Consider the following 11,879-nt stretch of genomic DNA (forward strand, 5'->3'; position numbering starts at 1 on the left):
CATGAACGCCGTCGTGGGAAGTCACGATCTGTTGCTCGTCACCCTGGACACCCTGCGGTTCGACGTGGCCGCGGAACTGGCCGCGGTCGGGCGCATCCCGAATCTCGTCCGGCATCTGCCCGGCGGCGTCTGGGAGAAGAGACACGCCCCGGGCAGCTTCACCTACGCCTCCCACCAGGCGATCTTCGCCGGTTTCCTGCCGACGCCCGCCGCACCCGGCCCCCACCCAAGGCTGTTCGCCGCCCGCTTCGCGGGCAGTGAGTCGACCGCGGACGGCACCTTCGTCCACGAGACCCCCGATCTGCTCTCCGGCCTGGCCGCCGTGGGCTATCGCACGGTGTGCGTCGGCGGCGTCGGGTTCTTCAACCGCCGGCCGCCGCTCGGCTCGGTGCTGCCCGACATGTTCCAGGAAAGCCACTGGGAGCCGGAGTTCGGTGTCGCGTCGCCGACGTCCTTCGAGGCGCAGGTCTCGCGCGCCGAGCAGGTTGTCGCAGAACTCCCGGAGGAGCAGCGGCTGTTCCTCTTCGTCAACGTGTCGGCGATGCACCAGCCCAACTGGTTCCATCTGCCCGGCGCCACCGCCGACACGGGTGACTCCAGAGCGACCCACGCCGCGGCCCTGGAGTACGTGGACCGGCACATCGGGCGCCTCTTCGCGGCGGCGAGCAGCCGTCGCAGGTGTTTCGCCATCGTCTGCTCCGATCACGGCACTGCGTACGGCGACGACGGCTACACCGGCCACCGCATCGGTCACGAAGCCGTATGGACCGTTCCCTATGCCCATTTCTTCCTCGAACCGGGGGCGCGCCGATGACCGGCACCACACACAGCACCAGCCCGTACCGCAGCTATGTCTACGCGTACCCGCACAAGACCGCCTACCGCCCGCTCGACGACCGGCCCGGCGGACGTCCGCCGCTGAGCGAACTCTGGGCGGCGGAGCGCAAGGACGCGCTCTCCCTCTACGTCCATATACCGTTCTGCGAGGTCCGCTGCGGCTTCTGCAATCTGTTCACCCGGATCGGTGCCCCCGGGGAGCTGACGACGCGTTACCTCGACGCGCTCGAACGGCAGGCCACCAGCGTCCGGGACGCGCTGGGCGACGACGGGCCGGTGCGTTTCGCCGCCGCGGCGTTCGGTGGCGGCACGCCCACCTTCCTCACCGCCGGCGAGCTGGAGCGTCTCTGCGACATCGCGGAGACACGGATGGGGGCCGACCTGAGAGCGGTGCCGCTGTCGGTCGAGACCTCGCCGTCCACGGCGACGGCGGACCGGCTTGCCGTGCTGGCTGACCGGGGTACCACCCGGATCAGTATCGGTGTGCAGAGCTTCGTCGACTCCGAGGCCCGGGCTGCCGTCCGTCCCCAGCACCGCTCCGAGGTGGAGGCGGCCCTCGGCCGGATCCGCGATGCCCGCATCCCGGTCCTCAACATCGACCTGATCTACGGCATCGAGGGCCAGACCGAGACGAGCTGGCGTACCTCGCTGGACGCCGCCCTGGCCTGGCGCCCGGAGGAGCTGTACCTCTACCCGCTGTACGTGCGCCCGTTGACCGGTCTCGGGCGGTCGGGCACCGGAGCGGACGCGCCCAACGGGCCGGACACCACCTGGGACGAACAGCGGCTGCGGCTGTACCGTGCGGGCCGCGACCATCTGCTGACCCAGGGCTACGAGCAGGTGTCGATGCGGATGTTCCGCCGCACGGACGCCCCGCGCACCGGCCCCGAGGACTACGCCTGCCAGACCGACGGCATGATCGGGCTGGGCTGCGGCGCCCGCTCGTACACCTCCTTGCTGCACTACTCCTTCGACTACGCGGTGGAGATGCGGGAGATCCGGGGCATCATCGACGGCTTCACCACGACACCGGACTTCTCCCGGGCGGAGGTCGGCCGGTACGTCGACGCCGACGAGGCGCGCCGACGCCACCTCCTGCAGTCGCTCCTCCAGGCCGAGGGTGCGCGGCCCGCCGAGTACCGCGATCGTTTCGGCACGGATCCGTACGACGACTTCTCCGCCGAACTGGAGCTCTTCTCCGCGCGCGGCTGGCTGGACGAGGGGGCGGGCCCCGCCCTGCTGCGCCTGTCCCCCGAGGGCCTGGCCCACTCGGACGCGCTGGGCCCGGAGCTGTTCTCCCCTGCAGTGCGGGCCGCGATGGCCGCGTACGAAGCGAAGTGAACAGGCGGATGAACAGTGAGGTGAGCATGGACCTGACGATCCTTTACCGGGGCCCCCTGGCCTCGTGCGACTACGACTGCCCCTATTGCCCGTTCGCCAAGCGTCGGGACAGCGGGGAGCAGCTGCGGGCCGATCGTGCGGCTCTGGAGCGGTTCACCGCGTGGGCCGCGGCGCAGACCGGCGACCGGCTGTCCGTGCTGTTCACCCCGTGGGGCGAGGGTCTGGTGCGTTCCTGGTACCGGAAGACGCTCGCCGAGCTCTCGCGGCTGCCGCACATCGGCCGGGTCGCGATCCAGACCAACCTCAGCGGCCGTACGGGCTGGCTGGCCGAGGCGGAGCGCGACAAGGTGGCCCTGTGGTGCACCTACCACCCCGGCCAGACGCCGTACGAGCGGTTCCTCGGCCGGTGCCGGGAGCTGACGGCCCTCGGGGTGCGTTACAGCGTCGGGATCGTCGGCCTCGACGAACATCTGGAGGAGGCCCGCCGGCTGCGCACCGCGCTGCCGCCCGAGGTGTATTTCTGGGTCAATGCCGCCGAGGGGCACACCTACACGGACGAGCAGGCGGACCGCTGGACGGCTCTGGACCCGCTTTTCCCCTACAGCAGGCATCCGCACCGCTCGCGCGGGCTGCCTTGCCGGACCGGCGAGTCGGTCATCTCGGTGGACGGTGACGGGACGGTGCGCCGCTGTCACTTCGTCCGCGCCGAGCTGGGCAATCTCTACGACGGCAGCTACCGTAGCTCGCTCGGCCCACGCGGTTGCCCGCTCGATGTGTGCGACTGCCACATCGGCTATGTGCATCTGGAGACACTGCCGTTGTACGACGTGTTCGCGGGCGGCGTGCTGGAGCGGATACCCGCCCGTCCGACGCGGACAGCCGCCCCGGACGGGCTTGTGGCGCCGGGTCCGGCCCGGCGACCGCTCCCCTTCGTCCGCCGCTGACGGTGTGCCGGCGGCTGAGCGGTCAGAGCGGCAGCAGGTCGGGGCGCTTGGCCTCGACGTGGTCCCCGGAGGACTCCCCGCGCAGTCGGCGGCCGATCCACGGGACGAGGTATTCACGCGCCCACTGGATGTCGTCGCGCCGCACCTCGAGCGTCCCGCGCTGTGCCTGCGGGGGCCATAGCTGGTCGGGGTCGGTCGGCACTTCAAGGCCGAGGACCTGAGCTGCGCGCAGCGCGACCCGGGTGTGCCCCTCCGGCGAGAGGTGCAACCGGTCGTTGTCCCAGGCCCGCCTGTCCTGCACGGACCGCAGGGACCACAGATCCAGCACCGGGCAGTCGTATCGGTCGGCGATGGACCGGACATGCGCGGTGAACATGGCGATCTTGCCCCGCAGGTGCTTGAGCACGGGGATGTCACGGGTGTCGAACCCTGTCGTGACCATAACGGTGCCGACCGTCTGGGTCAGCTCGGCAACCGCACGCTCGAAGCGTTCCGCCACGTCGTCCGGGTCGGAACCGGGACGGAGGATGTCGTTGCCGCCCGCGCAGAAGCTCACCAGATCTGGTGCCAGCTCCTTGGCGCGGGGGACCTGTTCCTCGACTATCTGGTCGAGGAGGCGTCCGCGTACGGCGAGATTGGCGTACCGGAAATTCCCGTGCGGGTCGTCCGCGGGGCCGACTATCGCATCGGGGACCGGGAGCTGGTCCGCGAGGAGAACCGCGAACCGGTCCGCCCAGCCGACGAGCGTCCCGTCGGGGCCGGGGTCTCCGACTCCCTCGGTGAAGCTGTCGCCAATCGCTGCGTACGACCCGATGATGCCTCGCTGATTGTTTCTCGAATCGTCTGCCACAAGGGCTTATCCTGCACCGGCGAATGTGACCTACGCGACCGTAATAAGGGGTTGACGGGGGGTGAGAAAAACCACCCGGTCAGTTTTTGGTAAAGCCGGAATAAGGAGGGGGCGGCGCGCCACCGCGCACCGCCCCTCTCCTTCACCGTCAGGTGCTGCCTCTCAGATGGAGACGCCGTGCGACCGCAGGTAGGCGATCGGGTCGACGTCCGAGCCGTAGCTCGGGCCGGTCCGGACCTCGAAGTGGAGGTGCGGGCCGGTGGAGTTGCCGGTGGAACCGGAAAGACCGAGCTGCTGGCCGCCGGTGACGGTCTGACCGGCCGAGACCTCGAGCGAGGACAGGTGGGCGTACTGGGAGTACATGCCGTCGCTGTGCTGAATGACGACCTCGTTGCCGTACGAGCCGCTCCACCCGGCGGACACCACGGTGCCCGGGCCGATGGACCGGACGCTGGTGCCGGAGGCGGCCTGGAAGTCGGAGCCCGTGTGGTAGCCGCTGGACCAGCTGGCGCCGGAGGCGCGGTACTGGGTGGTGACGTTGGGGTTCTCGACCGGGGCGGCCCAGCCGGAGCTGTCGCTCTCCGACGCACCGGCGTCGACGGTCTTCACAGCCGTCTCCTCGGTGGCGGCGGCCGGCTTCTCGGCCGGAGCGGCGGTCTTCGGCGTCGACGGTGCGGCGGCCTTGGAGGGTGCGGCCTCGGCGGACTTGCCGGCGGAGTCCGACGTCTTGGCGCCGAGGGTCAGCTTCATGCCCGGGAGGATCAGGCTCGGGTTCTCGCCGACGACGTCACGGTTGTCCTGGTACAGCTTCTGCCAGCCGCCCTTGATCTTCTTGTCGGCCGCGATCTTCGCCAGGTAGTCACCGGAGAGCACGGAGTAGCTCTTCGGGGAGCTCTTCCCCGCCGAGGCGGGGACGCCCTGGGCGGCACCGGACTTGGCGGCCGGAGCGGCCTGCTCGGCGGCATGGGCGCCGGTGGCGCCGATCAGCGGGAGGGCGAGAACGGCGCCACCGGTCCCCGCGGCAAGGACGCCTCGGGCGATCGTGCGGGACTTCGGACGACGGTGCTTGCCTTGTGCGGGCATGGGAATTCCTCTCCGTCGCCTACGAGGTGAGCTGTCGGGTTCGGACTGGAGATGCCCGGCCGCGCCGTGCGCAACTTAACCCCGAGCCGTACCGGATCCCTCCGGCCGGCGGCTTACCTGGTTCCCCCGCTCCTGCCACACGTGAGTCGGTGCGGATTCCGGGCGGCGGCAGGATTAGGCGTTCCGTCCGGATTGACCGTGACCGTAAGCGAGCCGGGACGCTGCGAACAAGCCGCGCATTGCGAACCGGAATCGACGCTTCATTTCTGGCACGAAATTCCCGTCACACTCCGTGGATTACAGATCTTGGCTTTCCGCGCAGCGTCCGGAATACCCCCTGGGCTCTTCACCACGCACGGTCACGGATATGATCCCGCTCACCCGCCTGAGCCCATCTACCCCACAAGCAGGGCATGTTCCACTAAATAGACCAATACGGACATGACGCGGACGTCGACTCATCGGGCGGGCCGACGTCACGGCGACATGGACGGTTTGCCTGGTGCAGCCATGTCGTATCGTCGCGGACGTGCCCCCGTCGGCGAGCGGCGCCGACGCCCGACACTCAGGAGTCCTTGTGACGCAGCTGCCAGCGGTCCCGCCGGCCGGCCCCGACCCGACGGACGTCAGTCTGGCCGGCGTCCGCAACTTCCGCGATGTCGGCGGGCTTCCGACCGCGGACGGCCGCACCGTCCGGTACGGGCGCCTCTACCGCAGCGGCCACCTCGCCCACGCCACCGAGGCCGACGCCGCCTTCCTCGCCGGGCTCGGCCTGCACACGATCTTCGACTTCCGCAACGCCGCCGACCACAAGCTCGACGGTCATGACGTAGAGCTGCCCGGCGTCCGGAATGTCAGCATTCCTCTCTCCGACCCGGCCGACGGCGCGGAGTTCTGGCGGCTGGTGCGCGACGGGAACATTCAGCAGCTCCGCTCGATCCTGGCCGACGGCAGAGGAACGGAACGGATGATCGCTTCGTACCGCTCGATCATCAAGGACCGCACCGCCGAACACAGCCGCGTCCTGCACGCGCTGGCCGAGGACAGTGTGCCGGCGCTGATGCACTGTGCTGCGGGCAAGGACCGGGCAGGCCTGTCGGTCGCGGTCTCGCTTCTCGCGGTCGGCGTCGAGAGGGAGGCCATCGAGGCCGACTACCTCAAGTCGAACGACGCGCACCGCCGCTACAGGGTGCGGCGCAGCGACACCTCGTCGGCAGGCATGTCCGACGAGGTGATGGAGCTGCTCAATCCGCTTTTCGGTGCCCATGTCGAGTACCTCGACGCGGCTTTCGCCGCCATCGAGGAGATATGGGGCAGCACGGACCGCTACATCCTCGAAGGGCTGAAGATCAGCCACGAGACCCGGGCGAAGCTGCGTGAACGCCTCGTCGAGGGCGCGTGACGCCGGGACTCAGCCCTTGCCGGCCACGGTGAACAGGAGAAAGAGGAAGGCCGCGACGACATGTCCGGCCACCAGATAGGCGAAGAGCCGGATCACGACACCGCGGGGCATTCGCCGCTCCTGGGTGTCCGCACTCTTCGGCCTGCGCGGGGTGAGCGGGTCGTAGTACTCCGAATCGGACATGACAGTCCTCTCTTCCGGCCACTGGGGCCGGGGTGACGAAGGGGTGCCCGGTGGGGCGCCCGGTGGGGACGCCCCGCAGGGGCGCCCGGTGAGGGCGTGCCGGATCAGAGCCGGTGGATCCCGCTGCCAAGGCACAGCTCGGCGGCGGGGCTCTGCAGCAGTGTGTGGACGAAGAGCAGGCGCGCCCCACCGGTGTCGAGCGCCGCGATCCGGTGCGGGGTCAGCGAGTCGAAGTGCGCGCTGTCGCCCGGATCGAGGTCGTGCACGGTCTCGCCGAGCACCACCCGCAGCCGGCCGTCGAGGACGTACAGCCACTCCTCCCCCGGGTGGACGCGTACGAGATCACCCTCGGTCCCGTACGGGACGCGGACGCGCAGCGCCTGCATGGCACGGCCCGATCCGCCCGCCTGCCGGTAGAGCCAGCCACCCGCCCCGGCTCCGCCCGGCGCGCCGTCGAGCGGGCCGCCGCGGATGATCGCGTCACGTTCGGGCGGCATCTCGCCCAGAAGTTCCGAGACGGTCGTACCGTAGACACGGGCCAGGCCGAGCAGCATCGGCAGCGAGGGCTGCCTCCGGCCCGTCTCGAGCCGGGAGAGGTGGGCCGGGGAGAGTCCGGCCCGGCCGGCCGCGGCCTCCAGGGTGAGACCACGACTACGGCGCAGATCGCGCAGGCGTGGCGCGATCCCCGGGATCTCGTCGGGCACCCCACCGTCAGGAGGATTCATACCTCCATTGGGCCAGGACTTTTCCTCTGAGGCAAATAATTTGCCTCAGAGGCAAGCCTGGCTGAGTCTCCGGCGGCGGGCCATCAGCGGTTGGCGACGGCCTGTTTCACCAGTGTCCTGCCGAAGTCCCACATCAGCCCGCCGCCGCTGTGCGCGTCGTCCATGACGGCGGTGAAGGCGGTCACGAAGCGGTCGACCTCCGGCTCTCCGATGACCAGCGGCGGGATCAGCTTGATCACCTCCAGATGATCACCGGAGACCTGAGTGAGGATCCGGTGCTTCTGGAGCAGCGGCACCACCACCATCTGCGCGAAGAGACCCTTGCGGGCCGCCTGCAGCATCGTCCAGCGGCTGCGCAGCTTGAGGGACGAGGGCCTGCCGAACTCGATCCCGATCATCAGCCCGCGCCCGCGCACCTCGTGCAGCAGCTCGTAGCGGCCCACGAGGGCGGCGAGCCGTTCGCGCAGCAGATCCCCGGTGCGACGGGCGTTCGCGACGGTCTCCTCCTGCTCCATGACGGCGAGAACGGCGAGCCCGGCCACCATGGCCTGGGCATTGGCTCCGAAGCTCGCGGAATGGACCAGGACCCGGTCCATGGACGAGTAGACGCGCTTGAAGATCCAGTCCTTGCCGAGCGTCGCGCCGACCGGGACGTACCCGCCGGAAAGCGCCTTGGCGACACAGAGCAGATCGGGTTCGACGCCCTCCTCGTGCTGATACGCGTAGAAGTCGCCGGTCCTGCCGAGCCCGGTCTGCACCTCGTCGGCGATGAGCACGGCCTTGTGCCGGTGCAGCAGCTCCTGCGCCTCCCGCAGGAAACCGGGTGGTGAGGCGTGGACGCCTTTGCCCTGGACAGGTTCCACGATCAGCCCGGCCACATCACCGCGCTCCAGTTCGCGCCGGAGCGTGTCGAGGTCGCCGAGAGCGATGGCCGTGTCGGGCAGCAGGGGCGCGAAGCCGTCCCGGAAGCCCTTCTCGCCGTTGACGGAGAGCGAGCCGGTCGTCAGCCCGTGGAAGGCGTGGTCGCAGTAGAGGATCCGCGGCTTGCCAGTGGCGTACCGGGCGAACTTCAGGGCGGTCTCGACCGCCTCCGTGCCACTGTTGCCGAAGAACACGCGGTCCAGGTGCGGGCTGTGCGCCAGCAGCTTCTCGGCCAGCAGCCCGGGCAGCGGCTGACAGTCGAAGCGGGTGAGGTCCGCGAGGGAGGCGTCCAGCACGTCGTGGAGCGCCTGGCGTACGACGGGGTGGTGCCTGCCGAGCCCCATCACACCGAAGCCGGCGAGCATGTCCAGGTAGTCGTTGCCCTCCGCGTCCCAGAAGTACGCGCCCTGCGCACGCTCGTAGACCTTGTCGAAACCGAGGGTGTGGAGCATCCGCGGCAGCTGATGATTGAGGTGCCTGGTGTGCAGCTCGTAGCGTTCAGCGCCTCGTTCCGTGAGGAGCCGTGCCAGATCGAAGCCCGGCCGTTCGTCCTTCATGCCCCGTTCTCCTTCGGCAAGGTCCGCTCTCCCGCTGCCGTGCGGCGCTCCAGCGCCGCGCTGATGCGTCCGGCGATCTCCACCGGCGTGAGCCCGATCTCCGCGAATACCTCACCCCGTGCGGCATGCGCGAGAAACGCCTCGGGGATGCCGAACGTCCGCAGCGGTACGTCGACGTCGGCGTCCCGCAGCGCCTGTCCGACGGCCCAGCCGACTCCGCCCGCCCGGCTGTTGTCCTCGACGACCGCCACCAGCGCGTGCCGTGCGGCGAGCGCGGGCAGCTGACGGTCGACCGGTTTGACCCAGCGCGGGTCGACGACCGTGCAGCGGATTCCGGTTCCGGCGAGCAGGTCCGCTGTCTGCAGACAGAGCGGGGCGAGCGCCCCTACGGCCACCAGCAGGACGTCGGGGTCCGGTGCCCGGTGCAGGACGTCCATCCCGCCGACCGTCCCGACGGCCGGGACCGGCTCCCCCACCGACTCCTTCGGGAACCGGACCACCGTCGGCGCGTCGTCGACGTCGACGGCCTCGCGCAGTTCCTCACGCAGCCGGTCGGCGTCGCGCGGAGCGGCGATCCGGAGCCCCGGGACGACCTGGAGTACGGACATGTCCCACACGCCGTTGTGCGAGGGACCGTCCACCCCGGTGACACCGGCCCGGTCCAGGACGAACGTCACCCCGCACCTGTGCAGGGCGACGTCCATCAATAACTGGTCGAAGGCCCGGTTGAGGAAGGTCGCGTAGACGGCGACGACCGGGTGCAGCCCCCCGGTGGCCAGCCCTGCGGCGGAGACCGCCGCATGCTGCTCGGCGATCCCGACGTCCCAGATACGGTCGGGGAACTTCTCCGCGAACCGGGTCAGCCCGACCGGATGCAGCATCGCCGCGGTGATCGCGACGACGTCCGGGCGCTCGGCGCCGATCTCCACGATCTCGTCGCCGAACACCGAGGTCCAGGACGCCGCGGCGGGCACCACGAGCGGTTCACAGGTCAGCGGGTCCACGCTGCCGACGGCGTGGAAGCGGTCGGCGTCGTCGGCCAGGGCCGGCGGATAGCCGTGGCCCTTCTCGGTGATGCAGTGCACCAGTACCGGGCCGTGGAAGCGCTTGGCCCGGTGCAGCGCGGACTCGACCGCCGCGGTGTCATGGCCGTCGACCGGACCGACGTACTTGAGGCCCAGGTCCTCGAACATGCCCTGCGGTGCGAAGGTGTCCTTGAAGCCCTTCTTCGCGCCGTGCAGCGACCCGTACAACGGCTGTCCGACGACCGGCGTCTGCTGGAGTACTCCCTTGCCCCAGGCCAGAAAGCGCTCGTAGCCGTCGGTGGTCCGGAGTGTGGCGAGGTGATCGGCGAGGCCGCCGATGGTGGGGGCGTACGAGCGCTTGTTGTCGTTCACCACGATGATCAGGGGGCGGCCCCGGGCCGCGGCGATGTTGTTGAGGGCCTCCCAGGCCATGCCGCCCGTGAGGGCCCCGTCGCCGATGACCGCCACCACACGGCGCCGGCGCCCCAGCACCTCGTCGGCCTTGGCGAGGCCGTCCGCCCAGCCGAGCACGGTGGAGGCATGGGAGTTCTCGATGACGTCGTGCCCGGACTCCGCGCGGGAGGGGTAGCCGGAGAGGCCGCCCTTGCCGCGCAGCCTGGAGAAGTCCTGCCGCCCGGTCAGCAGCTTGTGCACGTAGTGCTGGTGCCCGGTGTCCCACAGGATGTGGTCCACGGGTGAGTCGAAGACCCGGTGCAGGGCGATGGAGAGTTCGACCACCCCGAGGTTGGGGCCGAGATGACCGCCCGTCCTCGCCACCGACCGGACGAGGAAGGTCCTGATCTCCTCGGCGAGCGCACCGAGTTCCGGTGGGCTCAGTGCCTTGAGATCCTGCGGCCCCTTGATGGAATCCAGCAGCGTCACGCCCGGGCCCTTCTCCCTGGTCCTGTTCTCGGCTCACGGTCACGGCCGGAACCCCCGGTGGGGCCCCGGCCTCTTCCTGTCGTCCGGATGCGTGCTCATGGCATCAGCGGTTCCCGCCGATGGTCTCCCGGGCCGCTCGCAGGGATTCCTTCAGCGACCCCATGGTGGCGAGTACCGCGGTGGGCTCGTACCCGCAGTGCGCCATGCAGTTGGCGCAGCGCGGGTCCTTGCCGCGGCCGTACTTGTCCCAGTCGGTGTCCTCGATGAGCTCCCGGTAGGTGGGGACGTACCCGTCGTTCATCAGATAGCAGGGCCGTTGCCAGCCGAAGAGCGAGTAGTTGGGGATCGCCCAGGCCGTGCAGGGGAAGTCGGCCTTACCTTCGAGGAAGTCGAGGAAGAGCGGAGAGTGGTTGAGCCTCCAGCGGCTCCTGTTGCCGCCCGCGAAGGCCTTCTTGAACAACTCGCGGGTCTGCTCGACACCCAGGAAGTGTTCCTGGTCGGGGGCCTTCTCGTAGGCGTAGGCGGGCGAGATCATCATCTCGTCGACCTTCATCTCGTCATTGAGGAAGTTCAGCACCTCGATGACCGTCTGCGGGGTGTCGGTGTTGAAGAAGGTGGAGTTGGTCGTCACCCGGAAGCCGCGTCGTTTGGCCTCCCTCATGGCCTCCACCGCTTCGTCGAAGACGCCTTCCTTGGCGACCGACTCGTCGTGCCGCTCCCGCAGTCCGTCGATGTGCACGGCGAAGGCGAAGTAGGGCGACGGAGTGAACTTGTCGAGCTTCTTGCGCATCAGCATGGCGTTGGTGCAGAGGAAGACGTACTTCCTCCGCGCCACCAGCTGCCGCACGATCTCGTCGATCTGCGGGTGCATCAGCGGCTCGCCACCGGCGATGGAGACCATCGGGGCGCCTGATTCCAGCACCGCCCCGACGGCCTGCGCGACCGGCATGCGCTGCTTGAGCACTCCGGCCGGGTGCTGGATCTTCCCGCAGCCCTCGCACGCCAGGTTGCAGGCGAACAAGGGCTCCAGCTCGACGATCAGCGGAAACTTGTCCCGCTTGCGGAGCTTCTGTTCGAAGAGATACGTCGCAACCTTGATGGACTGGCGGAGCGGCATGGCCATCTGGGC

At 69.5% G+C, this 11,879-nt stretch carries 11 protein-coding genes and 1 riboswitch; of the genes, 4 read left to right on the forward strand and 7 right to left on the reverse strand.

Annotated features, from left to right (window positions below):
- Position 1 precedes the first annotated feature (1 nt).
- From ACWD04_RS25225 to ACWD04_RS25235, 3 genes are read left to right on the forward strand one after another with little or no spacing between them, the layout of a single operon-like run.
- Positions 2–814 (forward strand): STM4013/SEN3800 family hydrolase, encoded by an 813-nt coding sequence (locus tag ACWD04_RS25225; protein ID WP_451135651.1) that lies wholly within the window; start codon positions 2–4, stop codon positions 812–814.
- Positions 811–2,178 carry an STM4012 family radical SAM protein gene (locus ACWD04_RS25230; protein WP_451135547.1) on the forward strand — a complete coding sequence of 456 codons (1,368 nt, stop codon included), beginning with the start codon at positions 811–813 and terminating at the stop codon, positions 2,176–2,178. The genes ACWD04_RS25225 and ACWD04_RS25230 overlap by 4 nt, the downstream gene beginning before the upstream one ends.
- Before the next feature lie 26 nt (positions 2,179–2,204).
- Positions 2,205–3,122, forward strand: a complete 918-nt coding sequence (locus tag ACWD04_RS25235; protein ID WP_451135549.1) for an STM4011 family radical SAM protein — start codon at positions 2,205–2,207, stop codon at positions 3,120–3,122.
- Positions 3,123–3,144: 22 nt separating this feature from the next.
- Here ACWD04_RS25235 and ACWD04_RS25240 read toward each other — a convergent pair whose 3' ends face one another.
- Together ACWD04_RS25240 and ACWD04_RS25245 are read right to left on the reverse strand one after the other, a co-directional pair.
- Positions 3,145–3,972 (reverse strand): SGNH/GDSL hydrolase family protein, encoded by an 828-nt coding sequence (locus ACWD04_RS25240; RefSeq protein ID WP_451135551.1) that lies wholly within the window; start codon positions 3,970–3,972, stop codon positions 3,145–3,147.
- Between the two features lie 162 nt (positions 3,973–4,134).
- Positions 4,135–5,055, reverse strand: coding sequence for a M23 family metallopeptidase (locus tag ACWD04_RS25245; protein WP_451135553.1), 921 nt, complete (start codon positions 5,053–5,055; stop codon positions 4,135–4,137).
- Positions 5,056–5,058: 3 nt separating this feature from the next.
- Positions 5,059–5,217: riboswitch (cyclic di-AMP (ydaO/yuaA leader) on the reverse strand.
- A gap of 415 nt (positions 5,218–5,632) precedes the next feature.
- On the opposite strand from ACWD04_RS25245, the gene ACWD04_RS25250 reads away from it, so the two are divergent.
- Positions 5,633–6,457, forward strand: a complete 825-nt coding sequence (locus tag ACWD04_RS25250; RefSeq protein ID WP_451135555.1) for a tyrosine-protein phosphatase — start codon at positions 5,633–5,635, stop codon at positions 6,455–6,457.
- A gap of 9 nt (positions 6,458–6,466) precedes the next feature.
- On the opposite strand, the gene ACWD04_RS25255 is transcribed toward ACWD04_RS25250, so the two are convergent.
- The 5 genes from ACWD04_RS25255 to hpnH all read right to left on the reverse strand — a co-directional run bounded on the left by ACWD04_RS25255 (position 6,467) and on the right by hpnH (position 11,873).
- Positions 6,467–6,640, reverse strand: coding sequence for a DUF6126 family protein (locus ACWD04_RS25255; RefSeq protein WP_451135557.1), 174 nt, complete (start codon positions 6,638–6,640; stop codon positions 6,467–6,469).
- A 104-nt stretch (positions 6,641–6,744) separates the two neighbouring features.
- The gene (locus ACWD04_RS25260; protein WP_451135559.1) at positions 6,745–7,365 is read right to left on the reverse strand and encodes a helix-turn-helix domain-containing protein; all 621 of its coding nucleotides are present in this window, start codon (positions 7,363–7,365) and stop codon (positions 6,745–6,747) included.
- A gap of 83 nt (positions 7,366–7,448) precedes the next feature.
- The gene (locus tag ACWD04_RS25265) at positions 7,449–8,843 is read right to left on the reverse strand and encodes an aspartate aminotransferase family protein (RefSeq protein WP_451135561.1); all 1,395 of its coding nucleotides are present in this window, start codon (positions 8,841–8,843) and stop codon (positions 7,449–7,451) included.
- Positions 8,840–10,750 (reverse strand): 1-deoxy-D-xylulose-5-phosphate synthase, encoded by a 1,911-nt coding sequence (gene dxs, locus ACWD04_RS25270; protein WP_451135563.1) that lies wholly within the window; start codon positions 10,748–10,750, stop codon positions 8,840–8,842. The genes ACWD04_RS25265 and dxs overlap by 4 nt, the downstream gene beginning before the upstream one ends.
- A 103-nt stretch (positions 10,751–10,853) precedes the next feature.
- Positions 10,854–11,873, reverse strand: coding sequence for an adenosyl-hopene transferase HpnH (gene hpnH / locus ACWD04_RS25275; RefSeq protein ID WP_451135565.1), 1,020 nt, complete (start codon positions 11,871–11,873; stop codon positions 10,854–10,856).
- Between the last annotated feature and the right edge of the window lie 6 nt (positions 11,874–11,879).

It is taken from the genome of Streptomyces sp. NPDC002911 (assembly GCF_053591835.1).